Source organism: Spirosoma endbachense, assembly GCF_010233585.1.
Classification (GTDB): Bacteria; Bacteroidota; Bacteroidia; order Cytophagales; family Spirosomataceae; genus Spirosoma; species Spirosoma endbachense.
This window is the reverse complement of sequence record NZ_CP045997.1, coordinates 4,253,648-4,279,488: the sequence shown is the minus strand read 5'-3', so window position 1 is coordinate 4,279,488 and position 25,841 is coordinate 4,253,648. Positions and strand designations below refer to the sequence as shown.

The window sequence follows — 25,841 nt, the reverse complement described above, 5'->3', positions numbered from 1 at the left end:
CTTGTTAAAAGCAAAACTTTTCTAAACGCTGAATGCAAGCCACAGCTACTGGAAACTAATGCAAATGAACTATGTCGGAACAACTCAACTATGAACGTCGTCGCCTTTTGACGACTGCGGCTATCACTATTGCGGTCGGACCTTTCCTTATGGCTGGATCTGCGGATGTACGTTCCGGCAAGGTAAATCAGGCCGCTTCATCCACCTTCAGGCAGGAGCCAAACAGTTCATTCGGTATCCTGAAGCAGATTGATGCGGGTGTCCTAACGATTGGCTACGCTGAGTTAGGCCCCAGCGACGGTATTCCGGTACTTCTTTTGCATGGCTGGCCTTATGATATTCATAGCTTTGTTGATGTAGCGCCTATGCTGGCGGCCCGTGGCTGCCGTGTCATTGTGCCTTACTTACGCGGTCATGGATCGACCCGCTTCCTGCGTTCAGAAACGCCCAGATCCGGGCAACAGGCCTCCCTCGGCGCTGACGTCATTGCCCTGATGGACGCACTGAACATATCTCGTGCCGTGCTGGCAGGCTATGACTGGGGTGGCCGTGCAGCCTGCGTCGTTGCTGCACTTTGGCCGGAGCGATGTATGGGATTGGTATCGGTCAACAGCTACCTGATCCAGGATATTGCCAAAGCAACACTACCGCTCCCTGCACCAATTGAAGCCGGTTTCTGGTACCAGTATTATTTTCTGACCGAGCGTGGCAAGGCCGGATTAACCGCAAATAGGCGTGACATTGCGCAGTTAATGTGGACGCGTAACTCACCAAACTGGCGGTTTACCGATGCTGAATTTGACCGCAGTGCAACCGCTTTCGATAACCCGGATTATGTCGACGTGGTCATCCATTCCTACCGTCATCGCCTGGGTTTTGCCGATGGCTACTTAATGTACCAGGATATGGAGAAGCAACTCGCCCTGCAACCCGTAATTACGGTTCCGACGATCACATTAGATGGCGATGCCGATGGGGTTGTTCCGGCAACCGATGGCAAGGCAACGGCCGGAAAGTTTTCCGGCTGGCGTCAGCATCGTATTATTCCGGAAGCTGGCCATAATCTTCCCCAGGAAAATCCGGCCGCATTTAATGCTGCAGTCTGGGAGCTTGCGTCGAAACAACAATGAGTCGGGTACGCCGGTATCAGCGAGTTGTCCCAATTTCAGCCAGGCAGCCGATACACACAAAGTTTAGGTAAACGCTAATTAAAAAATTCAATAGTATGCACATCGGCAAATCCTATCGATTATCTGAATTCCTGATCTGGACGAGACGCAAAACGTATGCCCTTTTTATACTTGGGCTTCTGCCAGTGCTCCTCTATGAGGTTTTTGGGCTGAAATGGCTGACCGTTCCCTGGCCCGTTGTGGCTCTGCTCGGAACGGCCACAGCATTCACGGTTGGGTTTAAAAATACGCAGACCTACAACCGGGCCGCTGAAGGTCAGAAAGTCTGGACGGATCTATTGAGTCTGAGCCGATACTGGGGAATAATCAGTCTGGACTTTTTTAATAACCCCCCAAAAAGCAAAGAATTGATTTACCGCCACATTGCCTGGTTGACCGCTATGCGGTATTATTTACGGGAAGATCGGGTATGGGAAAGCACCAGCAAAAAGCATAATACTGAATATCAGCAGTTTTATTCAATTCCCGAACGGGAGGCATCGTTGGACAGCGAGCTGGCCAGATACTTACCCGATCATGAATTAGAACTGATTTTACCAATCAAAAATAAAGCGACTCAACTTCTGGCTTTTCAAAGCAGGACCGTTAAAGCCTTGTATGAAAATGGGGAAATCGTTGTATTACAACTGGTGGAAATGGAGCGGGTCATCAAGGACTTCTTCCTTCAGCAGGGGAAAAGCGAGCAACTGAAAGACTCGCCTTATCCGCGCCAATACGCCATTATCAATACCTTTTTCGTATGGCTCTTTTGCTTTCTGCTGCCTTTCGGAATACTTCGGGATTTTGACCAGCTCAACCACATAGTTGCTGGTCCGCTAAGGGGGCATATGGTGTGGCTGGTTATACCCTTCAGCATGCTTATTTCCTGGATGTATACCTCGCTGGAGCAGGTAGGAGAAAGTACGGAAAACCCATTTGAAGGCAGCGCCAACGATGTACCGATTTCGCAAATGGGCCGACAACTTGAGATTGAGCTTCGGCAGATGCTGGGGGAAGTTGATCTACCCGCCGAGCTACAACCCCAACACGATATCATTCTATAAAATTGCTTTTTGGTGCCTATAAGTCAGGTAGCCTCAATAACCATTAAATGAATTAATCATGGAAGCATTTAATCTGGAAATCCTGAATCCAGGCCCCGTTCTGATGGACCTGAAGTCGCAGCTACAAGCCTTTACTGTTTTGCCTAACCTTTACCTGAGCCGTTCACAGAAGAATAACCAGCCTGATCCATCGACAGCAAACCAGGAAGTGAATGCACTGGGTATCCATACGGCTGTTTTGCCCGAGATTCTACAGTTAATGGGTATCCGCAGTCTGACCTTAAACGCGATGCCAGACCTGTCCCCACTGGTCAGACTCAGTGGAGACATCCCCAGTGCAGGGAGCGTACGAGACCAATGGCGGTTCTTAACGGGTAATGCGGTGACTCAGGAGTTACAGGTCTTCTTTCGGAACTGCCGGACAATTGCGTTTAATGACTGGTCGAGCCTGGCCGGTGCGTCTGATTTGTGGAACAGCCTGCTGACCGATGTCATTAAACCCATTGGGAAAAAAGACCTGGAGTTTATTTTTTATCTGGGTGATCCGCTCACGAAGCTTTCCTTTCAGGTCGATGAAGCGCTGGATATCATCAGCGACTTTTCACTCTATGGCCAGGTTACGTTTGCGCTGGATGAAGGCGAAGCGATTAACCTCTGGAGAGTACTCAACGGCGTTCAGCGGGATACCCCGGTAAGTAATCACAACTTTCTCGACCTGAAACGAAAGTATATTTCCATTTTCAGAACCATGAACATCGCCCGGCTGCTGATCTATTCGACTACTGACGCCATTCTGTTTACCAAACAGGAGCAATTTATCCTGGCCCGTAAGAAGGTAGCACCTTCCATTGAGATAGCCGCCGATGCCCGGCAACATTTCATTGAAGGATTTAGTCTGGGCTTGTTGCTCCAACTTGATATGGCCCATTGCCTGGCGCTTGGTCTTATCGTTTTTGGCAGTCATGGTGAACTCAGAGTCCATCCGGACCAGAACGACCTGATCGCCTACATAAACCGATGGGCTGACGAACTTCAAAAACCGGAAACGATGTATCTTTATCAGTAATAAATCGATCTGGTCAAACGGCCCCATAATTGTCTGGCCAATAGCTCGAAAAAGTCTGGACTTTTTATTGATCAGCGACTACATGTTGACAAAATTTACCTGGCCAATGCGTAATTGAGTTTACATTTATGGACTGAGTTGCTAAACAGGCTTTACGTATGAGAATTGCCACGTATAATGTAAATGGAATCAACGCTCGCTTACCAGTACTGTTGCAGTGGTTATCCGAAACTACTCCGGATGTTGTCTGTTTGCAGGAATTAAAAGCACCTCAGGATAAATTTCCGGAACAGGCGATCCTTGAAGCTGGATACAGAGCCATCTGGAAAGGGCAGAAAAGCTGGAACGGAGTAGCCATCCTGTCGCGGGGTGATGAGCTACAGGAAAGTAGAAGGGTTCTTCCGGGTGATGATCAGGATGACCAAAGCCGATACATCGAGGCCACGTATAGGGATATACGGATTGGCTGCCTGTATCTGCCCAATGGAAATCCGTTCCCCGGCCCAAAATTTGACTATAAGTTGCGCTGGTTCGACCGGTTTATAACCCACGCGGCCAATCTTCTGGAAACAAACACACCCACAATTTTAGCGGGTGATTTCAATGTCATTCCGACCGATCTGGACGCGTATAATCCTGAGCGCTGGATCGATGATGCGTTGTTTCGTCCGGAAACAAGGGCTGCCTATGCAAGTCTCCTGGAAATGGGCTGGTTAGATTCGATTCGGAAACTAGCTCCTGCTCAACGGATTTATACTTATTGGGATTACTTCCGGAATGCGTATAATCGAAATGCAGGTCTGCGTATCGATCATATATTGTTGAGTCCACCACTTTCTGGGCGGTTGGTTTCGGGTGGAGTTGACCGACAGGTGAGAGGCTGGGAGAAATCCAGTGATCATGCCCCCACCTGGATTGAGTTATCATCGTAGTTTCTAAAACGAAAAAACGTTGTTTCGCTCCCAACAGACCGGAAAACAATCAGTAATCCCAACTGTATGAAAAAGTCAAAAACGCTTGACCCTGTTGATGAAAATCCACCCCGAACCAGGCCAGACGAAGTTGCGGTAGAATCATTGCAAACCCAAATCGACCTGCTTGAGCGGGATCGGGATATTCTGCTGGACTTAGGGAATGACATCACGAAGGTTCGAGAAAAAAACGACCTGCTAATCCTGTTTTCATCCAGAATTAAAGGGCTGTTTTATTTTACCCATGCCATTGTTACCCTGATTGATCCTCAACAGGAAACGTACTCTGCTTTTCTCCTCGATCCGGCTTCGTCGCCAATTAAAAACCACAAAGAGTATGGTTCGTTAATTAATAAGCATTTTACGCTCAATGAGCCGTTTATTCGGCAAGTGATCAGCTCCGGTGAACCTTCGTCCTTTTTGCTGGAAGAAATAATACATGCTCCTGAAAGTCCTTCATTTCTGCGGGCAAATTATGACGTTGGCATTCGGGAAATTCTGATGACGCCCCTGAAGAGTAAGATGCAAACCATGGGTTTCTTACATATTTATTCGGACAGGACAGACAGCTTTACGCCTGAATTTAAGCGTATTATAAAAGGGATAGCACCACAGATTTCCAGCGCGGTCTCTAATATTATCAAGTACGAAGAAATCGGGCATAAAGAGTGGATCAATGAAGTCTTACTTTCGCTAAGTAACGATATGGTAATGGTTCGTGATCGGAAGGATTTATTAAATGTCATCAACCATAGCCTCAAGAAGTTAATCAATTTCACGCATAGTGTCATGACGATTTTGGATGAAACCGACCAAACGTACATGGCGTTTCTGACAGATTCTGAATCACGATATACAGAATATTCAAATTATACTGAAGCGATCACCACGCCTAACCAAGTTCAGGATGGAATCTATGATGTAGCCCTGCTTTCCGAAAAGCCGCTGGTCCTCGATATGAAATCGTTTGACATCAACGCGGCACCACTTTGGTTTAAGCTCAATTACACGGCCGGTGCGAGGGAAATGCTGATTAAAATCCTCCCTGGTGACCATCCGCATAAGCACAGTTTAATTCTATTTTCGGATCAGCCCGGCACGTTCGACCAGTCTGCCATTCAAATTATAGAGCGAATATCCAGTCAGTTGTCTACAGCCGCAAGTAATATTTCAGCTAATGAGGAGCTGCTTAATAAGGAAAGTGAAAAATCGTTCTTGCTGGATTTTAGTCAGGACATAGCGGGTGTCCGAACAAAAGCGGATTTAGAAGTGGCCATTTCCAGTGTTTTACAGCGAGTCCTGAATATAAGGCTGGCCATGATACGTATCCTCGACGATGATGGAATAACGCTGACTCCTTATATGTATGACAAAGCAATGTTTTCCGGCATAGAAGAGAACTTTAATCAACTCGCTTCTAAAAATATAACTATTCACGAATACCTATCTGCCCAGGTGCTTACCAGCAGTGAACCCGTTATTTTTAATATAAAGGCAGAGGAAAAAAAAGGGAATAGTGCTCAATACGTTCAATTATGGAAAAAAGTAGGCTTTAAGAATGCATACGGGGCCGCTCTTCGCGTCGGGCATGTTGATCAGGGAACACTCTGGCTTTTAACCGACGACATTAATCTGAGCCTTCTGAAAGGAATCTGCGCTCAAATATCAATAGCCATATCGAATATCAGGGCGAATGAAAAAGTGCTGACTTACAAACAATTGCTGGAAGTCGAAAATGATCACCTGAAAGAACAGATAAAAACCCTTTACAATTTTTCGGACATCATCGGCAGTGGACCCGAAATGCAGAAAGTGTACCATCTGATATCACTGGTGGCTGAATCGTCGTCGAGCGTGTTATTGTTGGGCGAAACTGGCACCGGCAAAGAATTGATTGCGCGGGCCATCCATAATGCATCCTCCCGGAAAAATAAGCTAATGATCAAGGTGAATTGTGCGGCCTTACCAGCCAATCTAATTGAGAGCGAGCTATTTGGCCATGAGCGGGGAGCCTTTACGGGTGCCCTGGATAAACGGATTGGCAAGTTTGAACTGGCCAATAACAGCACGTTATTTCTGGATGAGATTGGGGAGATGCCTCTGGAATCGCAGGTTAAATTGTTACGGGTTCTCCAGGAGAAAGAGTTGGAGCGGGTCGGTGGAAAGAGCACGATTAAAATAGATGTTCGCATTATTGCGGCCACCAACCGGAATCTGGAAGAGGAAGTCAAAGCAGGCAGGTTCCGATCTGATCTATATTACCGACTCAATGTATTTCCGATTCAGCTACCACCTTTACGGAATAGAGTCGAGGACATAGCGCCATTGGCCAGTTTCTTCATTAATCGGTACAGCAAGAACGCCGGACGAAAAGTAAATGCGATTTCCCCCAAAGTGATTCAGGAACTAAAAGTGTATTCGTGGCCGGGAAATATCAGAGAGCTTGAACACCTGATCGAACGAAGTGTGCTGTTAACCAGTGGAACGGTGCTACAGGAAATTCATTTACCCAAAAATCGAAATGAACGTGAAGAAACGGTGGACCTTTCAAATCGAACACTTCATGAAGTTGAACGTTCGTATATCATTGAGGTTCTCAAGCGGTTTAACGGAAAGATTTCAGGCACTGGCGGAGCCGCTGAGTTTCTAGCGATTCCAGCTACAACACTGCATTCCAAGATCAAAAAACTGTCTATTGTAAAGTCTGACTATTTCACGAAATAGATGGAAAGCGTTGGCTTTCTGTAGTTATTGACTATCTATAATCACATACCGGTGGATGATTAACTCCATACAGTTGCTGAGATGGCAACCCGCTTTGACACCGGTTAGGGGAGAGTTGAGTGAGAAGTGTGAGGTCAGGTTCTTCAACCTGACCCTGCACGAGTTGAGAAACTGAATCCGGCCTACGAGGTTTTTAGAATCGCATCGGCGAACCGTCGCATCGGCGAACCGTCCGCCCTGTGTCGGTTTTAAGAAACCGCCATCACATCATTAACAAACCCACACCAAAGTCTCAAGAAACCCACATCGTATCGACGTTGCGGAGAAAACCGCTGAGGGAGAGCCCAATCATGGGTAACTGAATTTAGTGAATATGGTCGTCAATTAGCTAAATATCGCGCAAAAAAGCGCACATTAAAAGCTATAGTGCACTATCAATCAGTCACTTGACTATCTGGCATGGGTATTGTAAACACATAGTATGCATGGTATCAAAACGGTAATCAGCCACCTAAAAAAAATGAACGAGTTTGTATTGATATTTCGAAGGGATTATACAACAACGGAAGTACAACCGGCAGGGGAAGCGCAGTCAAAGCATCGTAAACACTGGCAGGATTGGTTTCTAAGCCTAGCTGCCCTCAACAAACTGGCAAGGCCAGTTCAACGCTGGGATATGCAGGGACTGGTACTAAATCAGGACGAGAAAGTGACAGACGGGCCTTATCTGGAAAGCAATAGTTCTGTGATCGGCTTAATTTTTATCAGCGCCCATGATTACTATGAAGCCGAAGAAATTGCCAAAAATGCCCCCATCCTGGAAGTAGACGGAACCGTCGAAATACGCATGCTAACTTGAGCCAGTCAGGCAATTCCGAAACCAACTAAATTGAATATGATGACTGATTTTCTTTTGCTTTTCCGAAGTGATTACAAAACAAAAGAAGTACAAACTTCTCCGGAGGTGATGCATGTATACCTTACGCATTGGCAGGAATGGTATAATAACCTGGCTGGCCAAGGCTTATTGGCCTGGCCAGTTCAACGGCTGGACCCGCAGGGTAAGGTGATCCGGCAGGGGAATGCCGACTTCGATGGCTCTTATACTGAGTTGAACGAATCGATTGTTGGGTTAACCATTATAAAAGCCAGTGATTACGAAGCGGCTATTCATCTGGCAAGAAATTGCCCAATCTTTGAACTAGGAGGTACTGTAGAGATCCGCCATGGAAATTGACTCAATGTAGCCACTGAAGTGGTTTATTTTGCTGGCCCTGGCCTATATCAAGCATTTAAATTCCGACTAGTGTTCTTCCAATTTCTAGTTTATAGGTCCTAGTCATAAATGTGCTTGATGACAAACCTATAAGGTTTCAAAAACCTTATAGGTTTAAGCACTAGTTTACTTTGACAGCGTTGGACCAGGCCCTGTCAACTTCCCATCGGAAGATTGACAGGTTGATTTCATTCGATTCAACTGACCTGGTTTAGCATCTACTTAGTTCATCTGGCTCAACATTAACTGGTCAAATTGCTTATCTGAAAGTATTTTTTTTAGAAATAAAACCATTCCGGCCATATAACCCCCATAGTATCTTGTTTTGGGATTTTGAGCGGTTATGGCTTTGAGGATCAACGTAGCAATTACGTCAGGTTCAGCACTTTTTGATTTGACTTTATCGGCAAGGTTACTAATTTTTTCAGCGGTTTGGCTGTACGCTTTTCCGGCAGATACATCGTGCAAATTCTTCATGGCAATATCGTTCCATTCAGATTTCACACCACCCGGCTCAATAACGATGACATCGATACCAAATGGCTTGACTTCCATTCGCAAACTGTCGCTCAATGCTTCGACCGCAAATTTACTGGCGTGATACCACCCTCCCAGCGGGCTAGCCAGCTTTCCCCCCGTTGAGGTAATATTGACAATTTTACCGGACCCCTGTTTTCTCATATACGGCAAAACCAGTTGGATTAACCGAGCCAGGCCAAATACATTGACATCCATTTGATATTTAGCCTCGGCCATCGGCACATCTTCCAGTGCACCAAACGAACCAAAACCGGCATTATTGATCAGAATGTCAATGCGTCCGTCATTTTTAATGATCTCCTCAACACCCTGTTGCATGGAGCGGTCATCGGTAACGTCCATTTGCAAAATTTTCGCCCCTAGCTGCTTTAAGTTCTTCATCATTTCGATTCTTCTGGCTGCTCCATAAACGATGTAACCGTTTTCAATCAAAAGCTTAGCAGTTGCGTTTCCCATGCCTGAAGAAGCGCCCGTAATCAATACTACTTTATCAGCCATTTCCTTGTAAATCAAGTTTTAACGATAGGACAAAAGTAGATTAGTGCATTCTTCCCTATTGTGTTCACAGGCTCAACATTTATTTGTTGACCGGCTCAGAAATTGAGGAAGGTGTGTAGCCAAATAGTTGCCTGAAGGCGTAGGTGAAGTGCGAAAAGTTTTCAAAACCGGCTTCGATATAGGCTTGTGATGGCTTTTGCTGTTTTTCTGCAATCAGGAAATGTGCGTATTCCAGGCGTTTTTCTGTCAGCCATTTTTGGGGTGTATTGCCAAATATTTTTTGAAAATCCCGCTTGAAGGTAGCCAGACTTCTGCCAGTCAGATAGGCAAATCTTGGTATCGAAATAGTAAACATAAAATTCTTATTCATAAAATCGGCCAGGTCAATTTTGTGCGGTTCAGAAAAATCGGAAAGCAGATTATTCGCGCTCTGATTCAGCATCCTAATTAGGGTAATAGCCTCATTTACTTTGAGCAACGCCAACTCATCTGGAATAGCTTCCTTAGTCAGACTTGCATATAGTGCGATAGATTCGAACAGATTTTCCAGCAGCGGGTGTGGCGCGATGGGCACAATCGAAGGATGGGTTGCTGATCGTTTCGGTAGCGGTAGAGTTGTGAAAAACTGTTGTAAAAAAGGTTGGGTAAAAAACAAGGTTACGGCCGTATAGGGGCTATCGCCTTCTGGTAATTTCGTGAATTTAACCAGCTGATTTCGGGCAAATAAGGCGGTTTGTCCGGCGGAAAGCGAAAATGTTTTATCCGCTGTTGTTACGGAAACTCTTCCTGCATACACATGTGTCAGCATATGTTCGGGTACAAGCTCTTCGAAAACCGCTTCGTTCGTTCCATTACAGGCAAAAAACAGGCCGGTTTGCGTTATCTGCATATCAGTATTTATTCTCATAAAAATTCTCTACAGGTAGTTTATGATGAGATGTCAAGGCAGTTTCTGTTTAGTGATATATAATGTAACAGAGGGCAGATTGATTGCATGGCTGAATCTGTTAGCATTTCTATCCAGCAATGAAACTGACTATTTACATGCCAGGAAACAATTCAGTTGCTAAAACATGGTAATACACCGTAAAAAGTGCGGTTCTGAAGCTTTCGGATCAGTGTCGAAACAAGCAGGATACCGTTAATAGTTTGGAGTTATTCAAAAAGACAACACTTATCCAATTACAGGAAGCCAATTTCTACGAATCCTTTTTACAGTAATATTCGTTTTCGCTCGTTTGAAGGCCATTTGCCATCCTGGCATGTGCTTTGTAATTAGCGTTAATGTCCTTTGGCGCTCTACTTTATTTCGTAAAAGCGCTAGTCAATTAGCGAAATAAAGTGGAAGCAGAAGTAAAAACAAACAACCTAATCCTTTAATTGTCAGCAGATTACCCAATCGGCATGACAATTGCAAACGTATAAATACCCTGATAAAAAATCGAGCTGACAGCAATCAGCAAAAAAACAGATCTCCCCGAAAATACGATGAGCTGGGTCAATGAATTAGTAACAAGTTCCATTGGCAAAAAAATGACAATGGCACTGACTGGGTTATTTCTTATCAGTTTCCTGATTGTTCACTGCGCCATCAATGCGATGATTTTTTATAATGATGGCGGTAAAACATTCACTCACTGGGCCCATTTTATGGCCACGAATCCGATTATTCGTACGATTGAGATCGTCTTGGTCATTGGCTTTTTAGTGCACATCATTCAGGGTTTAATACTCTGGAAACAAAACCGGGATGCACGCCCAGTTCGCTATTTTTCAAGGCAACAGTCGGCAAGTAGCACCTGGTATAGCCGGAGTATGGCCTTGTTAGGAACACTGATTTTGCTGTTTCTTGTGATTCATACGTCTAATTTCTGGATTCCTAATCGTACGAACCAATTTATACATGGGGAGGAGTTACCCCTTTATGAAATGATGCTTGAAAAATTTCAAAATCCGATCGAAGTCATTATATACTTAGCGGGCTGTTTTTCTCTTTTCTGGCATTTGCTACACGGATTCAGAAGTTCTTTTCAATCGTTGGGTTTGAATCACCTGAAATACAATTCCTGGATAGCCTTCTCAGGAACTGCCTTCTCAATAATCGTATCGTTTATACTGGCCTTAATGCCTGTGTCTATTTACTTTCACTGGATACGATAAGGTCATATTCGACGCTTTGCGTCTGACTGTATAACGACGAGCTAAGCGCGCTCAGTTTGAGCGAACAAGGGGCTGGTACAGGTAGCGATTCTGGCCAAGTCGAACCAAACAGTTGCCCTTCGTAAATCTGTCCAAAAACAAAACCGGAGCTGATTCAAGATCTCGCTCCGGTTTGTTTTAACCCACTGAGTGAACTTATTACGTTAAGCTCATGCCACCATCCATAATAAGTTCAGCACCCGTAATGAAGCTTGCAGCATCACCACTGAAATAAGCAACCAGTTTCCCAACATCTTCGGCTTTGCCAATTTTCTTAAGCGGTATGCGATCAATCATCCATTCATTCAACTGCAATAACTGTTCATTACTATAGCCCAGCTTGTTGAGAATCTCTGTCTGGATTGGGCCCGGACTTACACTGTTTACCCGGATCTTTCGGGGGGCCAGTTCGACCGCAGCTATCCGCATGACCGCATTCAGTGCAGCCTTGCTAGAGGAATAAATGGACGAGTTCGCTCCATTCATGCTGGCTGTATTTGACGAAAGAAATACGACAGAGCCTCCGTCATTTAACAACGGTATAAATTTACTCAGGGTGAAATAAGCCCCTTTGAAATTGACACCGATCACATTATCAAACGCTTTTTCGGTCGCTTGTTCAATGCTTTCACCCTCCAGTACGCCCGCATTGATAAAGAGGATGTCAATTTTATGATAACTGTCCTTCACAAAAGCCGCCAGTTCTTCGATGGCAGCAACCTGCCCCTGATCGGCCACAAAGCCCACAACACCTAATTCGGCGGCAGCCTTGTCTATCGCTTCTTTTCTTCGGCCCGTAATGATTACCTGAGCACCCTGCTGTTTTAATTCTCTGGCCGCAGCATAACCAATTCCGCTATTCCCGCCCGTAACCAGCGCTATTTTTCCTGTTAAATGGTCCATAAACATAAAAATGGTTTAATGGCTGCAAAACTATGCATCAATTGGTATAACTTTGTTACCAGTATAATCAAGTATACCAACTATGCAGGAAGAAAAGCGACTTGAATTGGTCAACGAAGTTTTGTCCAATCCGCGCAATCAGCGTCAGGAAGTACAGGCCTTACAGGATACGATTTATGTGATTGGCGGCAAATGGAAACTGCCGATCATCAATTCGATTTGTAATGGGAATAAACGGTTCCGGGATATTGAACGAAGTATTCCAGGAATCACGACCCGAATGCTGTCCCGCGAACTGAAGGAGATGGAAGCTAATCAGCTGATTCGCCGAACGGTAACGCCAACAACGCCAGTATTGGTGGAATATACGGCAACTGATTATTGCTGGTCATTCGGAGACATAATTCTGGAGATGATTAAATGGGGTAAACAGCATAGGGAGCGACTGAAAACGTAGGTAGTATCCTAACTCATCGATACCCGGTAGCATCTGCTGGTAGACCGGCATCCTGTACTTCTACCACGTAACGCCAGGCATCGGGTTGGGAACCATCGACATCCGTAAAATTATACTCCTTAGCCAGTTGACCACTGGACGTAGATAAACCATTCCAACGATGTCGGTCTGGGTCTGTGGCTAAGGCTACAACTGCCCGGCCAACAAAATACGGCGTCTCAGAAATCACAAAGTGCGGTTCTTTAACTAAGGCGTCCTGCCAATTCTCTTCGCTTACTCCGAATAGATCAAGCATAATCTCGGAACGTAACCAGCCAGGTGTCAAGGCAATAGCTGTACCGCCAAAGGACTCCAGCTCTTTGGCCTGAGCCCAGGCTAAGCGAATCACCGATGATTTCGCTAAATCATAAAATAGCGATATGCGGTAGTTAATCCGGTTATAATCGGCGGTTCCGTCCGTTAGTTCGAGGACCAAACCACCTGGTTTACGAATCAGTAGTGGCAAGGCAAAGTGACTGGTGATAATATGGGTATCGATCGCTAAACGAAGTAGCCGTAATCCCTTTTCGAGCGAATGCTCCCAAACCGGCTTATGCCACTCAGCCAGAAATTCACCGCCCCAAATGTCATTGACCAAGATATCGAGTTGACCACTTTCACGATCAATCTGTTCAACCAGTCGTTTAACGTCCTCGTGTACTAAATGATCAACCTGAACCGCAATACCTTTCCCCCCGGCCTGGGTGACCATTTCAGCTGTTTCCTCGATGGTTTGTGGTAAGCCGTATTCTGATTGTTGCGATCGGGTCGTACGGCCTGTCACGTAAACGGTAGCACCCGCTCTACCTAATTCCACGGCAATACCACGTCCGGCTCCTCGCGTAGCTCCCGCGACTAAAGCTACTTTCCCCTCTAATGTTTTTTTCATCGGTCTATCTGTCAAAAAATAGTCGTTTGAACAAGTAAAAGCCGTTTTTTATCCGACTTTTGGGCAAAGATAAAAGCCTCGCATACGGTATTCTTTGTACAAAAACGACAAAAACAGGCCAGCCGTTAACCCATTTGAGAGGGTGGATAACCAGCGTATCGTTTGAAGTGTCGGGTCAGATGGGCATGATCGTAATAGCCAGCCTCAAACGCAATATCAAGCAGACTCTGCTCCCTCCTATTGCTGATTAGCTGGTAAGCATATTGGAAACGGATCAGATTACAGATTTCTTTCAGCGGAACCCCTAAGCTCTCCCCGAATTTCCGCTCCAGTTGCCGTTCCGTTATTGCGTATTGACTGGCTAGTTCCCTAACGGTTATACGCCCCTGCGCGCCAAGCAAAGTGCCAATCAGCCTGTTTATCGTCGAATTATCCTCGTCATTGATTTGGCGCAGTAACCAGGTGTTTATTTTCGCAAAATGGTCAGGGTGATCCTGATCAACGCCTATCTGCGGGAAATGGCCGCAATCCAATGTGAATGTTTTTCGGTCAAGTTCTTCGATCTTATTCGCCATTCCCTGTTGCCGAATACCCACGAGGGTACTCAACCCAAAGGGTTTAAACCGAATGCCTGCCAGATTTGTACCAGGTTGCAGCAACATGTGCTGAAACGTAGTCATGGTACCGATCAGATATGGTTTTTCAGACTTCAACTGGTGAGTTTCCCCGTTCCATATCTGTACTTCTTCCCCTAAATTAATGATAACATCAGCGCATATATCAGGGATCACCCTTCTACTGGAAGTTACCGGCTGGGATTCCATCCGGAGGGTCCAGTAACAGTCAATGAAAGGGAGAAGGTCTGATGCTGGACTGTACTCCTGGTATTCCATTCGATGGTGTCAGTTAAGACAGTAAGCTGCCTTGAAGGTCGCTCACTGACAGCGTTTGAAAAGCAATCTGGCCAACTCCCATTCGTGAAATGTCGGGCCAAACAAGTGCACTCCCACTTCCGGCAATTTAGCGATAACGAACTTTTTTAGTGCATAAGTAGTCATCTTTACATCGTTTACTTTACCTGCTACTACTTGAATCTTCAGCCACTGATCGACCACTTCGAGGGTTTTATTCCTTTCAAAGAGACTGAAAAGCATCTTCTGGAAGAGCGGGTCACCCAGCGCACAATTCGACGCCGACAAACTTTATTGCAGGAGGGTTTTGCCTGCAAACACTATTCGTTCGTGGTCGAGGGCTGCTTCCGACTATTTGCCGTTGACCAGAAAGGAACCGAACATAATCTGCAATTTGCCGCCGAAAATGACCGCCCGGCAGACCGGTGGATCGCCGATATCGGCAGCTTTCATTCCGGCCAGCCCAGCGGATTATTTATTGAAGCCATTGAGCCTTCCGTGGTACTGCAAATCGAAAAGCAGGATCTCTATTTTCTCTATACGAACATTCCCAAGCTTGACCGGATCTTCAAAGTCATCATCGAGAACAAATATGTGGAACTCCAGAACCGTGTGTTGCAATCGATCAGTTCAACGGCCCAGGAACGCTATCTTACCTTTCTGGAACAATATCCTAAATTAGCTTTACGACTCCCCAATACCCAAATCGCTTCTTACCTGGGCATTACCCCTGAGTTTCTGAGCAAAATCAGGAAAGACCTGGCTTCTTCTCAGTCTCACCCTTAAACTAGTTTAAGCCTATTTCTTAAGATACCTTATTGGTCGAACCTGGTAATCTGCCGGACCTTTGCGTGGTCATTAAATCAATGTAAGACCATGGCAAACACCACAGAATCGAAAGTCGCTATCATTGGCCTGGGCACCATTGGCCGCGTACTGGCCACCAATTTAACCAAAGGAAATCGGTCGGTAATTCTGGCAGCCCGTGAGTTATCAACGGCACAAAACCTCGCCAATGAGCTAGGCAGTCTTGCTCGCCCCCTATCGACCGCGGCCGCTATCGAGGAAGCCGATGTGATTATCCTTGCCATTTGGTTTCCTTCCATTCAGGAGTTTTTCCAACAATATGCTTCCCAACTAGAGGGGAAAAGCATTATTGATCCTTCCAACCCAATTGCTCCCGATGGAAAAGGCGGCTTTGTCAAAACAATCGGTGAAGCCCAGTCGGCTGGACAGATTCTTTCAGGGCTCTTACCCAAGGGAGTTAAGCTGGCGAAAGCCTTCGGCACATTAGGAGCGGCTTCACTGGCAAATGCTTCCGGCCAGAAGCCCGAACCGGCCGTTTTATTCTATGCTACCGACGATCGGAGCATCGATGCGTCCATCGACGAGCTCATTGTCGATTCGGGTTTTGAACCGCTTCGTGTGGGTGGTATTGATCAGTCCATCCGCCTGGAAGTTTTCGGTGATCTGCATGAATTTGGTGCCCTGGGCAAAACGGTCACCTTAGCTGAAGCAAACGAAAAGCTCTAATCCAGCAAGCATTCCTTTGAAGAAACCCTATCCCGATTACAGGGATTCGGTTTCTTCAAAGGAATGGCTGTTTCAGGTTTCATTGACATGTGTATACCGTAATCCGGGCTGTCACCAGCGAAAGTGTTACGATTCTGGGCTTTAGAGATGGCGCATACACCGGTTATAAACTGGCCAGCCTGTACTCAACACGGGTTAGGAAACTGGTCGCTATTGGTGCTGGCGAGCAAGTGCCGGGGCTACGCAAGGTAATTTTAGATACCAACGAAGCATTCAGACTGGACAGTCTCTACTGGAAGAAACAACTGGCACTGATGCCCCAACCGGAAAGATTACTGGAGTACTGGACAAAATTGGCCTATTTTTATAACAACATGGTCGCAAGTAAAGCATTGTTTGCCAGTATCCGTTGCCCGGTACTGGTCCTGTCCGGGGAGCGCGATCAAAATGCACCCCTGGCTACGATAATTGCTGCTTATCAGATGATTCCAAACAGTCAGCTCAGTATCATTCCCAATGCGCCCCATCCGGTATTCCTTATAAATTTTCCGGCCGTGTGGGCGAGTATTGTGCTTTTTTAAAGCAGTAAAAACGCGTACTCATGAAAGCTGCCGTCATTCATTATCCCGGTTCACCCGAGGTTCTCCAGTTGGAGGAGTACCCCATACCACTTCCATCAGAGGGGCAGGTGCTGGTCCGGGTCAAAGCCTTTGGCCTGAACCGCTCAGAATTGATGACCCGCAAAGGGTTGTCGCCCGGCGTTCAGTTCCCCCGGATACTCGGCATCGAGTGCGTTGGGGAAGTAGTCGATGACCCCTCTGATCAATATGCCAAAGGCCAGCAGGTAATGGGTCTGATGGGCGGAATGGGCCGGGATTTCGATGGAAGCTATGCCGAATTCACCGTGTTGCCTAAGCACGTGTTACGTCCATTTCAGAGCACGCTGCCCTGGGAGGTGCTGGGGGCAATTCCCGAAATGTTTCAGACGGCATACGGCTCGCTGTATCCGGCCCTGAGTATTCAGCCCGGCGAAACCCTGCTGATTCGTGGGGGTAGCTCGTCGGTGGGCATGCTTGCGACCCAACTGGCCAGCCTGGCGGGACTGACCGTGCTGGCAACGACACGTAACCCGCAGAAAGAAAATGCGTTGCGCACCAATGGGGCCGAACATGTATTGATTGACAACGGGAGACTGCATGAGGCCGTGCGAGCTATGTATCCGGAGGGTGTCGATAAGGTGCTTGAACTGGTGGGTACGGCAACCCTGCACGACTCGCTGCTTTGTCTCAAACCCGGCGGCACTGGCTGTATGAGTGGGATGCTGGCTGAAAACTGGACGATTCCCGATTTTGCCCCGATGGAGTTCATTCCCGCTACGGTGCGATTGACCACCTACGACAGCGGCCAGATTACCAGCCCGACAGCGGTGTTTCAGGACTTCATCCGTCAGCTCGAAGCGGAACAAGTAAAGATCGCTGTCAGCCGGACTTTTACACTTGACCAGATCGTAGAGGCTCATCAATTTATGGACAGCAACCAGGCAGCCGGTAAACTGGTCGTGCTGCCTTGACCAATTCTATAATTACAGGCATTTGGCTTGGAGCCGTGCCACGGTTTGTTAGCGCATCAGTGGTAAGCGTGGCACGGCTCCAAGCCAAATGCCTGAACTGAAATATTACCAAACAATCTATACGATGAAACATAACCTACTTGCCTCGACAAGCATCTTTTTGCTGATTTTCAACAATTTACATGCTCAGGCGATTAAGCTGGAGAAGGATAGGGTGGTGCCTAATCTGGTATTAATGTCGTTCGAGCGAGTGATGGGTCAAGAAGCCCTCAAAGTTGTGAAGGATTCCACCGTGAAAAAGTTTGATGAACCTACATTTGTCCGAATAAAAGACGTAGACTTCACCAACGGAACCATTGAGGTAAAGGTGTTGAGTCGATTGCTAAAGAACGCTCCAGAGACGGCGCGTGGCTTTATCGGCGTTGCGTTTCGGATCAATGAGTCCAATTCTAGTTTCGAGAATATATATATCCGCCCCACCAATGGCAGGTCGGACGATCAGATCAGGCGCAACCATTCCGTTCAATATTTCTCCTATCCTGGTTATACGTTTGATCGCCTGCGAAAAGAAGCCCCGGAGCGATATGAATCGTACGCAGACATGGCACTGAATGAGTGGATCACCCTAAAAATTGTCGTCAACGGGCAGGAAGCGAGGTTGTATTTGAACGATACAAAACAACCCTGTTTGATCGTGAAGGACATGAAGCACGGCGCTACCTCATCTGGCGGTATCGGCCTGTGGGTTGAAGTAGGAACAGAAGGCTATTTCACCGATCTGAAGATTACCAAACAGCCATAAAATCGACCTGAAATAGTCGGTTACCAATCACCATTTGTAATCATAATTAGATCTGGTCTCTCAAAATCACCCATTCGAGCTGGAAACCAGCTCGAATTTTTAATAACTGTCCGACTCATTCTGATTCAAATGCTTATCAGGTGTTTTTTTCACCAACTATACCCAGCTCTAGCTATTTATAAATTCTTACAAATCATTTCAATTTCGAACAACAAGGAGTAAGCATATATATTATTTTATAAAAAAAAGTATCTTTGCAAAGTAATCTTATTTCATATTTAATATACTAGCAACTCTATGGTCTGGGAGGGATATAATACCAAAACTGATTAAGCTAAAGATTGTAAACAGGATCTATTTAGAGCTCTGTTCCCCTCTGAGATACCTGTGTCGAGAATTACCTGAAGAAAGTGCTTCGTCACTGATTCAAAATTCGCGACAATCTTTCTGGACCATTTCGGACAATGATGTCTTTGATCTGATTCCGCCTATTGGGCAAATTCCCTTTTACAGTCAAACGGGCAAAGGAGAAGGGCTATAAGCCATCATGCATTAATCGAACGGCAGCAGGGAAGTACCTTGAAAGCGGTGATTAAGTCAGCCAAAGAAATTGATGCGCCAAACTCTATTTTACTGATGTCTATCTCTCGTCAGGAAATCAACAATAATCTCCATATGAATCCAGAAAATCAGTACTACTGCTAAGCGATTCTATGGATTTACAACGCTAAAAAATAGACACTAAACCTGAACAAATATGTTTATCCGCTTACTAAGTGCACTGATATTAACCAGCAGTCTGGGCTGGTTTGGACCAACTCCAACCCTAAAACCAGCACCGGCTCCCCCGAATGTGGTTTTTATTCTAGCTGATGATTTCGGGTATGAATTAATTGGGGCTAATGGCGGTCTTTCCTACAAAACGCCTAATCTCGACAAGATGGCTCGTGAAGGCGTTCGCTTTGATAACTGTTTTTCCATGCCCTTGTGCACGCCTTCGCGTTTGCAGCTTATGACCGGGAAACACAATTTTCGAAATTACGAACGATTTGGGTACTTGAATACCAGTCAAAAGACTTTTGCTAACCTGTTTAAGGATGCTGGTTATACGACCGCTATTGCCGGCAAATGGCAGTTGGCTGGAGGACCGGATACAGTGCGGCATTTTGGATTCGATCAGTTCTGCCTCTGGCAGATTGATAAGTCAGACTTTTGGGATCGCTACAAAGATCCGATTTTGGCAGAAAACCAACTCGGGCAGAAACGAATGGGTGCCTACGGCCCTGATGAAGAGGTAAAGTTCCTGACCAATTTTATCGAGCAGAATCAGCAGCGAAAGTTTTTCGTGTATTATCCCATGACGCTCACCCACGATCCGTTTCAGCCAACGCCCGACATACCTGAATTTAAATCCTTTAAGATTAACGGGACCAACGATACCACGTATTTCAAAAACATGGTGCAGTACGCCGACCGTTTGGTTGGGCAAATGATCAATAAGTTGGACTCCTTAAAATTGCTGGAAAACACCGTTATCATTTTTGCGGGTGATAACGGTACCAGCGTAAACATCACGTCGCAAACCCGGCAAGGGCCTGTTAAAGGAAACAAGGGCTATACCACCTCCGCTGGTAACCATGTACCCTTACTCGTATATTGGAAAGGTCATACACCCAGTGGTGTAACGCGATCAGAACTAGTCGATTTTACTGATGTATTACCGACCATGCTCGATGTGGCAGGGCTAAAGAAACCCGATAATTTTATGGTGGATGGGCAAAGTTTCTGGCCAGCAGCGATGGGAAAAGCGGGTAAAAAACGGGATTGGGTTTACAGTGATTACAATCCTAAGCGGAATGATTTCCCGGCTCGAAAATACGCACAGACACAAAAATATAAACTCTATTCAGATGGCCAGTTCTTTGATTATCAGAACGATCCATTGGAGAATAAACCTCTTTCACTTGTTTCGTTGTCGGAAAATACCCGTAAGGTTTACGATCAGCTCAGTAAAGTTATGGCTCATTATCAGCAGCAAAGTGACCAGATCAAAAAATAGAGCAACTAAGTAGTTAAGTTAATTCTTTTAGGACTTTCGCCCAGAGTCGTGGCACCGCACGGCGGACCGTGGTTACTAATGATGGATATACTAACCACGGTCTGCCGTGCGGTGCCACGGCTCTTGACGAAAGTCCTATTCTTTTAAGCTAATGTAAATTTTATAATGATTTTTCGACTCAATCCGTAGTATAAGTGGTAACCAAACGTTTTCCCACAAGACGAAAAATTGCAGGCATAAATCTATATTAAAAACGTTTTATGATCGAAAGCTTATCAGGTGCATATTCTCACCTGATAAGCCCTGCACCCGGTTACTCCACGATTTTATCATTGACTTTCACGTTTTTGAGCGTAAATCCATTGACTACCTTTTTGTCGATAGTCGCGTTTTTGCTTTCCACAACGAAGTTCTCAAATGAAAAGTTGGAGAGCTTATCATGTTCTGAAATAGCAACGTCGAAGAACGTATCGCAGCTAAGCTCGATATTTTTGAGGCTCACATGATCGGAGTAGGAAAGTGGTACGTCCGGACGCCCCTGTAAATCAAAAAACTGCGTCCAGGGCTTCACATACAGTAGGCTATGGGCCTGGCCTTTTATGTTTTCGAGCGTAATATATTCGTAAAGCTGTGGTGTATCGGGGCGCATTTTAAGCCACAATACCCGGCTGGCTTCGCTGACGTGGCAGTTTCGCATCAGAATGTTTCGGTTATGAATGGCTTCACTGCCGCAGGTAAGGGCCGAATGGCAGAAGCCAAATTCACAATCTTCGATGATGATATTGGCGTTGGCTCCGTTGTTGGGCACACGGTCGGCCCACGGACCTTTGCCCCCTTTTAGAGCAATTGCGTCATCATTGACCGACATGTAGCATCCTTTAATCAGTACATTGGAACATGCATCCAGATCAATGGCATCCGTACTTGGCGCTTTTACCGGTTTGTAGGGCGAATAAATATGTGCATCGAGCACTTTCAGGTTCTGGCACTGGTAGTAATGACTTGTCCAGAAACCTGCATTATGCAGTTTTACGTCCTGAACCTGAACGTTATTGCATTTCCAGATAAATACCAGACGCGGACGTGAAACCTCCAGATTCGTACAGTTAGGATTTTCTTTACGTCTGGCCCAGAAAGCCTCCCAAAAGCGCAGCCCATTGCCATCGATTGTCCCTTTCCCAGAAATGGTAAAGCCATCGACCTGATAGGCATTGACCAACGCAGCGAAGTAGTCCAGACTTTGGCCTTCCATCCGCGACGGCAATTTTGGGTAGTCAGCGATGTTGTTGGACCCCTTCAGAACAGCTCCTTCCGCCAGGTGCAAATGGGTTTTGGGCTTGAAAAATAAAGCCCCACTCATAAACGTACCTTTCGGGATAACGACTACGCCCCCACCCTGCCGGGCTGCCTTATCAATGGCCTTCTGAATCGCATCGGTCTGTACGAGTGTACTATCGGCTTTTACCCCAAAATTGGTAATCACATACGACTTTCCGAGCTGGGCAAGGCTTACTTTACGGATCGTCGTAAACCAGCTACTGATCGGACTTCCATCCGGAAACGACGCTTTCGTCACGTTTTGCGCCATAAGTTGTACGCTTACCAACGCCGTACAAACCAGTGCAACTACTATTGATTTCATATTGATTCGGTTCTGGCCACAAGATTGGGTAATAAGCAGGCAATATGCTCACCTTTACTAAGTCGACTCTCCTGCCCTTTCACGTATCGACCAACGAAAGCAAGATTTCCATCCTTTTTGGTGAATATACTATTATTCATTACCGATGCCTTTGAGCGTACCACGAGCACAGGATGAGTTATCGGGTCGCTTGGGCGGGTGAGATCAGGGTGATTTTTGGACGAGATGGTTTTTTCATACCATGACCCAGAAAAAAGCTGGTATGGGGCGGCTGATTATACCCCACGTTCTGCCAGGCAATACTCAGTCGATATTGCGGGTCCTGCATGAGCGTGTATAACCGGTATTGGGTCGGAATCGTGGTGGTATAAATACGTAAACTCTGGTTGTCTTCGGTTCGAAGCACTACCTCTTCCCGCCAGTCGCCAAAGAGATCGGCACTGAGCGCGGGAGTTGATTTCGTACCGTTGTTCGACGCACAGCCCTCGGCAGTTAGCAACCGGGCTGCCGTACCAGAAGGGTTATATTTATCAATGTGATTCCCATCGAGCAGTTCGCGGGTTAGATCGTCGTCCCACCAGACCAGAAAATTGGCCGACGCTGGACTTTCACCAATGCGTTTTCCGTTGGTGCTGAACAGTCCATTCGAACCTGACCACCACAGTTCAGCACCTGGATTGCCCGGATCAATATCTTCGGCCACGCCACGACCAACATCCTGCCCTGGAAACGCTCCCCAGAGGATTTCGCCGGTTCGGGCATCGTATAGGGCTGCTCCAAACCCTTTCTCATACCCCGGTATGGGCGCTTCATTTTCGTGGATTCCCCAGGCTTCGAGCCCAGGCCGGGCCGGATCGAGGTCGGACACGTGCAGGGCGTCGCCGTGGCGTAGTTTCGTTGTATACAGACCTTTCCCATTGTCATCGACGCACATGGAACCGTAAATTAGTTCATCTTTGCCATCGTTGTCGACATCCGTAACCGTTAAATTATGATTGCCCATTCCGGAAAATCCGTCCGCCGATTGCTGCGAATCGAATACCCATCGGGAGGTCAATTTACCCCCTCGCCAGTCCCAGGCGGCCAATACGGTGCGACCGTAGTAGCCGCGGCACATCACAACGCTGGGCAGTTTACCATCCAGGTAAGCTACGCACGCCAGGAAGCGATCGACCCGATTGCCATTGTTGTCGTTGCCACCGATCCCGCCAATACCACCCCAGCCATCGGTCGGGTTGCGCGAGGGAATGTAATCCGTAGTGGCCAGAGCCGCCCCGGTTTTCCCATCGAAAATGGTGAAGAATTCAGGGCCATCCAGAATTTTACCTTCCAGTGGTCCGTCTGTTTTGGCCCAGTGCCGGGTTGAATCACCAATTAGTTTACCTAATCCATCTAGCGTACCATCGGCCGTTTTGCACGCCAGCTCAGCCCGCCCATCGCCATCCAGGTCATAGGCCATAAACTGCGTGTAATGAGCACCCTCCCGAATATTGTGCCCCAGATTAATGCGCCAAAGTAAGGTTCCATCCAGCTTATAGGCTTCCAGAATTGGTGGATCAGTCCTTCCTTTCTGGGAGTTGTCGCGGCCCCGGCTGACCTGATGTAGAATCAGTTCGTAGGTACCATCGCCGTCTAAATCAGCCGCCGAGGCATCGTTGGGCGTGTAACCGGCAGGCGTTTTTAGTGGAATCGTTATATAAGGATAAATCGCACTCGCTAAAAGCGTATAGGTACCCTCCGGTTTCTGTTCTGCATTGGCGACAACTGCCCGGACACAATATACGACATCCTGCTGGATCGGGGCATTCGTATCGACAAAATTAGTACCTCCAGTTAAGGGATGTTGGTTTACTTTAAGGGGCTGGCCCCCTTTAACGGTTCGATATAAGTTAAACACAACATTGTCTGGATCGGTGACGAGCAGTCGCCAGCTCACAAATACGTGCTGACTATCCTGCCGAACTGCGACTAATCCACGATTTAGTTTTTCCATCAATCGCTGTGCACGAAGCTCATCGGAAAGCAGCAAAAAAAGCAACAGGTAAAGAAACAACATCCAACAGGAAGACCGCCTGTGGTTCAGCCAAAGATAATCTGGGCGTAATGTAGTTCCGTAGCAATCAGGTGTACAGCTGTTAGTTGCCATCCGGCTTGAGGGTTGACTGGTTAGGGCTTGGTGGCCAGTAGAAACCTTCCACCGGGTCGGGATGTGCCGGGTCGAAGGTCGGCATGGTTATTATGTATTTTTTCAACTCCAGGTTATTGTCTTTAATCCCTTCCAGGATACATCTGGCCACTTCATACGCACCATACGGGTTATAGTGCGTATTATCGGCCAGGGGTTGATTTTGCCCCGGAAACGTGTTGGCCGGATAGTGTACCAGTGCTTTTTTAGAGTTCTCAACACCCAATGCATCGTAAAACGCGGTAGTCATCCGGTTCAGATCAATCAAAGGCACGTTTTCCCGTTTGGCTACCTGACGGGCAGCTTCCGGATAATCACCCAACGTGTTGACCGATTTCCCATCCGCATCGAACGATCGGCGAGCCGTTGACGTAACAATCACAGGAAGGGCTCCATGCTCCCGAGCTTTCGAAACAAATAGCTTCAGCCGTTCTGTGTAGGACTGGTAGGCCCCGTCTTGTGAGCCTTTTTCCTTCTGATCGTTGTGGCCAAATTCAATGAATAGATAATCGCCGGGCTTGATCACACTCAGGACCTTGTCCAACCGGTGACTGTTTAAAAAACTACCCAAGCTCAGACCCGATTCGGCATGATTGGCAATGGAGACGCCTGGTCCGAAAAAACACGGGATCATTTGCCCCCAGGCCGCCCAGGGCTCTTCATCCTGATCGACCACGGTGGAATTTCCTGCCAGATAAACCGTGATGGGGGTATCTGTTTTCTCAATCTCAATGGCATTTACGCAGGGACGATCATCACTAAACTCCAGAGTAAGCTTATCATCCCAGTCCAGTTTGCCTACTTCCCGAGGTTTTAGGCTAACGCGTCCACCCGCACTAATTTCCGGTCTGCGTATATTCACCACAAAACTGATCCGTTTGATTTCTCCCTTTTGCGTGGCCACACGATGGAGCATGAGCCGTCGGGATTCGGCTTTTACGGTTGTCAGGCTCCGATCCTGTGTATCGCCCAGCGTTACAGTAACCTTGTAATTCCCCTCCTGCGGAACCGCTACCGAAAAATAAAACGGCTGGCTACTGGTAATAAACCCATTTGTGGCCGACCGGCTTATCAACTGAGCAGAGGTATTTAAATCAAAGCCATACCCGTTGCCAGTCTTATAGCGAACCGAGGTATCCACTAAAGTATAACCCTTCTTTGGTTGCACACTAAAACTAAAGGCTTGGCCATCAGCCTGATGAATAATGAGCCAACCTACCAGAGTAAGCCAGCAGACAAGGCCGTTTATGAATCGATTCATGGGAAAATACCGTTCCGTTTTTGGCGGGAATCTCAAGTGTATGCCATTTTTGCTGGCAAGTGTTCTTTGACCAGAGGCAGTTG

The 25,841-nt window shown here is 46.7% G+C and carries 23 protein-coding genes; 15 read left to right on the top strand and 8 right to left on the bottom strand.

From position 1 onward, the window contains the following. Nucleotides 1-71: 71 nt before the first annotated feature. The 7 genes from GJR95_RS17205 to GJR95_RS17175 all read left to right on the top strand — a co-directional run bounded on the left by GJR95_RS17205 (nucleotide 72) and on the right by GJR95_RS17175 (nucleotide 8,231). On the top strand, nucleotides 72-1,130 hold the full coding sequence (locus GJR95_RS17205) for an alpha/beta fold hydrolase (protein ID WP_162387040.1): 1,059 nt from the start codon (nucleotides 72-74) through the stop codon (nucleotides 1,128-1,130). A 95-nt stretch (nucleotides 1,131-1,225) separates the two neighbouring features. Next, on the top strand, nucleotides 1,226-2,233 hold the full coding sequence (locus GJR95_RS17200; RefSeq protein ID WP_162387039.1) for a bestrophin family protein: 1,008 nt from the start codon (nucleotides 1,226-1,228) through the stop codon (nucleotides 2,231-2,233). Between the two features lie 58 nt (nucleotides 2,234-2,291). Next, nucleotides 2,292-3,299 (top strand): hypothetical protein, encoded by a 1,008-nt coding sequence (locus GJR95_RS17195; RefSeq protein WP_162387038.1) that lies wholly within the window; start codon nucleotides 2,292-2,294, stop codon nucleotides 3,297-3,299. A 158-nt stretch (nucleotides 3,300-3,457) separates the two neighbouring features. Then, on the top strand, nucleotides 3,458-4,231 hold the full coding sequence (xth, locus tag GJR95_RS17190; RefSeq protein WP_162387037.1) for an exodeoxyribonuclease III: 774 nt from the start codon (nucleotides 3,458-3,460) through the stop codon (nucleotides 4,229-4,231). 66 nt (nucleotides 4,232-4,297) lie between these two features. After that, nucleotides 4,298-6,994 (top strand): sigma-54-dependent Fis family transcriptional regulator, encoded by a 2,697-nt coding sequence (locus tag GJR95_RS17185; RefSeq protein WP_162387036.1) that lies wholly within the window; start codon nucleotides 4,298-4,300, stop codon nucleotides 6,992-6,994. A gap of 520 nt (nucleotides 6,995-7,514) precedes the next feature. Further along, nucleotides 7,515-7,853: a YciI family protein gene (locus GJR95_RS17180; RefSeq protein ID WP_162387035.1), complete on the top strand. Its 339-nt coding sequence runs from the start codon at nucleotides 7,515-7,517 to the stop codon at nucleotides 7,851-7,853. Between the two features lie 36 nt (nucleotides 7,854-7,889). After that, nucleotides 7,890-8,231, top strand: a complete 342-nt coding sequence (locus tag GJR95_RS17175; RefSeq protein WP_162387034.1) for a YciI family protein — start codon at nucleotides 7,890-7,892, stop codon at nucleotides 8,229-8,231. A 261-nt stretch (nucleotides 8,232-8,492) separates the two neighbouring features. Here the strand turns inward: GJR95_RS17175 and GJR95_RS17170 are convergent, their stop codons facing one another. After that, nucleotides 8,493-9,308, bottom strand: coding sequence for an oxidoreductase (locus GJR95_RS17170; protein WP_162387033.1), 816 nt, complete (start codon nucleotides 9,306-9,308; stop codon nucleotides 8,493-8,495). Between the two features lie 79 nt (nucleotides 9,309-9,387). Further along, nucleotides 9,388-10,215, bottom strand: coding sequence for a helix-turn-helix domain-containing protein (locus GJR95_RS17165; RefSeq protein WP_162387032.1), 828 nt, complete (start codon nucleotides 10,213-10,215; stop codon nucleotides 9,388-9,390). Nucleotides 10,216-10,796: 581 nt separating this feature from the next. On the opposite strand from GJR95_RS17165, the gene GJR95_RS17160 reads away from it, so the two are divergent. Then, nucleotides 10,797-11,468 (top strand): succinate dehydrogenase cytochrome b subunit, encoded by a 672-nt coding sequence (locus tag GJR95_RS17160; protein WP_162387031.1) that lies wholly within the window; start codon nucleotides 10,797-10,799, stop codon nucleotides 11,466-11,468. 198 nt (nucleotides 11,469-11,666) lie between these two features. On the opposite strand, the gene GJR95_RS17155 is transcribed toward GJR95_RS17160, so the two are convergent. Continuing rightward, entirely contained in the window at nucleotides 11,667-12,410 is a 744-nt protein-coding gene (locus tag GJR95_RS17155) for an SDR family oxidoreductase (protein WP_162387030.1), read from the bottom strand. Between the two features lie 82 nt (nucleotides 12,411-12,492). On the opposite strand from GJR95_RS17155, the gene GJR95_RS17150 reads away from it, so the two are divergent. Then, nucleotides 12,493-12,867 (top strand): winged helix-turn-helix transcriptional regulator, encoded by a 375-nt coding sequence (locus tag GJR95_RS17150; protein ID WP_162387029.1) that lies wholly within the window; start codon nucleotides 12,493-12,495, stop codon nucleotides 12,865-12,867. A 13-nt stretch (nucleotides 12,868-12,880) separates the two neighbouring features. On the opposite strand, the gene GJR95_RS17145 is transcribed toward GJR95_RS17150, so the two are convergent. Further along, nucleotides 12,881-13,795 (bottom strand): SDR family oxidoreductase, encoded by a 915-nt coding sequence (locus tag GJR95_RS17145; protein WP_162387028.1) that lies wholly within the window; start codon nucleotides 13,793-13,795, stop codon nucleotides 12,881-12,883. A gap of 125 nt (nucleotides 13,796-13,920) precedes the next feature. Further along, entirely contained in the window at nucleotides 13,921-14,688 is a 768-nt protein-coding gene (locus GJR95_RS17140; RefSeq protein WP_317167075.1) for a helix-turn-helix transcriptional regulator, read from the bottom strand. Between the two features lie 195 nt (nucleotides 14,689-14,883). Here GJR95_RS17140 and GJR95_RS17135 point away from each other — a divergent pair, with 195 nt between their 5' ends. The 6 genes from GJR95_RS17135 (at nucleotide 14,884) to GJR95_RS17110 (ending at nucleotide 20,670) form a co-directional block, all read left to right on the top strand. Beyond that, the gene (locus tag GJR95_RS17135) at nucleotides 14,884-15,492 is read left to right on the top strand and encodes a Crp/Fnr family transcriptional regulator (protein WP_162387026.1); all 609 of its coding nucleotides are present in this window, start codon (nucleotides 14,884-14,886) and stop codon (nucleotides 15,490-15,492) included. 90 nt (nucleotides 15,493-15,582) lie between these two features. Further along, the gene (locus tag GJR95_RS17130; protein WP_162387025.1) at nucleotides 15,583-16,239 is read left to right on the top strand and encodes an NADPH-dependent F420 reductase; all 657 of its coding nucleotides are present in this window, start codon (nucleotides 15,583-15,585) and stop codon (nucleotides 16,237-16,239) included. An 89-nt stretch (nucleotides 16,240-16,328) separates the two neighbouring features. Then, the gene (locus tag GJR95_RS17125; RefSeq protein WP_162387024.1) at nucleotides 16,329-16,820 is read left to right on the top strand and encodes an alpha/beta fold hydrolase; all 492 of its coding nucleotides are present in this window, start codon (nucleotides 16,329-16,331) and stop codon (nucleotides 16,818-16,820) included. A 20-nt stretch (nucleotides 16,821-16,840) separates the two neighbouring features. Beyond that, on the top strand, nucleotides 16,841-17,809 hold the full coding sequence (locus GJR95_RS17120) for a zinc-binding alcohol dehydrogenase family protein (RefSeq protein WP_162387023.1): 969 nt from the start codon (nucleotides 16,841-16,843) through the stop codon (nucleotides 17,807-17,809). Between the two features lie 124 nt (nucleotides 17,810-17,933). Next, nucleotides 17,934-18,611, top strand: coding sequence for a hypothetical protein (locus GJR95_RS17115; protein ID WP_162387022.1), 678 nt, complete (start codon nucleotides 17,934-17,936; stop codon nucleotides 18,609-18,611). Nucleotides 18,612-19,368: 757 nt separating this feature from the next. Next, nucleotides 19,369-20,670, top strand: coding sequence for a sulfatase-like hydrolase/transferase (locus tag GJR95_RS17110; protein ID WP_162387021.1), 1,302 nt, complete (start codon nucleotides 19,369-19,371; stop codon nucleotides 20,668-20,670). Nucleotides 20,671-20,983: 313 nt separating this feature from the next. On the opposite strand, the gene GJR95_RS17105 is transcribed toward GJR95_RS17110, so the two are convergent. From GJR95_RS17105 to GJR95_RS17095, 3 genes are all read right to left on the bottom strand, one after another. Next, a complete protein-coding gene (locus GJR95_RS17105) occupies nucleotides 20,984-22,312 on the bottom strand; it encodes a rhamnogalacturonidase (protein ID WP_162387020.1) in 1,329 nt (442 codons plus the stop codon). A 178-nt stretch (nucleotides 22,313-22,490) separates the two neighbouring features. Further along, the gene (locus GJR95_RS17100) at nucleotides 22,491-24,305 is read right to left on the bottom strand and encodes a rhamnogalacturonan lyase (protein ID WP_232541224.1); all 1,815 of its coding nucleotides are present in this window, start codon (nucleotides 24,303-24,305) and stop codon (nucleotides 22,491-22,493) included. Nucleotides 24,306-24,447: 142 nt separating this feature from the next. Continuing rightward, on the bottom strand, nucleotides 24,448-25,758 hold the full coding sequence (locus GJR95_RS17095) for a rhamnogalacturonan acetylesterase (RefSeq protein WP_162387018.1): 1,311 nt from the start codon (nucleotides 25,756-25,758) through the stop codon (nucleotides 24,448-24,450). Nucleotides 25,759-25,841 lie beyond the last annotated feature (83 nt).

Bases quoted from the DNA above. Each gene is read 5' to 3' on its own strand.
- GJR95_RS17185 (WP_162387036.1), top strand. From the start codon at position 4,298: ATGAAAAAGTCAAAAACGCTTGACCCTGTTGATGAAAATCCACCCCGA.
- GJR95_RS17205 (WP_162387040.1), top strand. From the start codon at position 72: ATGTCGGAACAACTCAACTATGAACGTCGTCGCCTTTTGACGACTGCG.
- GJR95_RS17100 (WP_232541224.1), bottom strand. From the start codon at position 24,305: ATGGAAAAACTAAATCGTGGATTAGTCGCAGTTCGGCAGGATAGTCAG.
- GJR95_RS17150 (WP_162387029.1), top strand. From the start codon at position 12,493: ATGCAGGAAGAAAAGCGACTTGAATTGGTCAACGAAGTTTTGTCCAAT.
- GJR95_RS17140 (WP_317167075.1), bottom strand. From the start codon at position 14,688: ATGGAATACCAGGAGTACAGTCCAGCATCAGACCTTCTCCCTTTCATT.
- GJR95_RS17095 (WP_162387018.1), bottom strand. From the start codon at position 25,758: ATGAATCGATTCATAAACGGCCTTGTCTGCTGGCTTACTCTGGTAGGT.
- GJR95_RS17165 (WP_162387032.1), bottom strand. From the start codon at position 10,215: ATGAGAATAAATACTGATATGCAGATAACGCAAACCGGCCTGTTTTTT.
- GJR95_RS17195 (WP_162387038.1), top strand. From the start codon at position 2,292: ATGGAAGCATTTAATCTGGAAATCCTGAATCCAGGCCCCGTTCTGATG.
- GJR95_RS17170 (WP_162387033.1), bottom strand. From the start codon at position 9,308: ATGGCTGATAAAGTAGTATTGATTACGGGCGCTTCTTCAGGCATGGGA.
- GJR95_RS17120 (WP_162387023.1), top strand. From the start codon at position 16,841: ATGAAAGCTGCCGTCATTCATTATCCCGGTTCACCCGAGGTTCTCCAG.
- GJR95_RS17200 (WP_162387039.1), top strand. From the start codon at position 1,226: ATGCACATCGGCAAATCCTATCGATTATCTGAATTCCTGATCTGGACG.
- GJR95_RS17145 (WP_162387028.1), bottom strand. From the start codon at position 13,795: ATGAAAAAAACATTAGAGGGGAAAGTAGCTTTAGTCGCGGGAGCTACG.
- GJR95_RS17105 (WP_162387020.1), bottom strand. From the start codon at position 22,312: ATGAAATCAATAGTAGTTGCACTGGTTTGTACGGCGTTGGTAAGCGTA.
- GJR95_RS17130 (WP_162387025.1), top strand. From the start codon at position 15,583: ATGGCAAACACCACAGAATCGAAAGTCGCTATCATTGGCCTGGGCACC.
- xth (WP_162387037.1), top strand. From the start codon at position 3,458: ATGAGAATTGCCACGTATAATGTAAATGGAATCAACGCTCGCTTACCA.
- GJR95_RS17110 (WP_162387021.1), top strand. From the start codon at position 19,369: ATGTTTATCCGCTTACTAAGTGCACTGATATTAACCAGCAGTCTGGGC.
- GJR95_RS17160 (WP_162387031.1), top strand. From the start codon at position 10,797: ATGAGCTGGGTCAATGAATTAGTAACAAGTTCCATTGGCAAAAAAATG.
- GJR95_RS17115 (WP_162387022.1), top strand. From the start codon at position 17,934: ATGAAACATAACCTACTTGCCTCGACAAGCATCTTTTTGCTGATTTTC.
- GJR95_RS17180 (WP_162387035.1), top strand. From the start codon at position 7,515: ATGAACGAGTTTGTATTGATATTTCGAAGGGATTATACAACAACGGAA.
- GJR95_RS17155 (WP_162387030.1), bottom strand. From the start codon at position 12,410: ATGGACCATTTAACAGGAAAAATAGCGCTGGTTACGGGCGGGAATAGC.
- GJR95_RS17175 (WP_162387034.1), top strand. From the start codon at position 7,890: ATGATGACTGATTTTCTTTTGCTTTTCCGAAGTGATTACAAAACAAAA.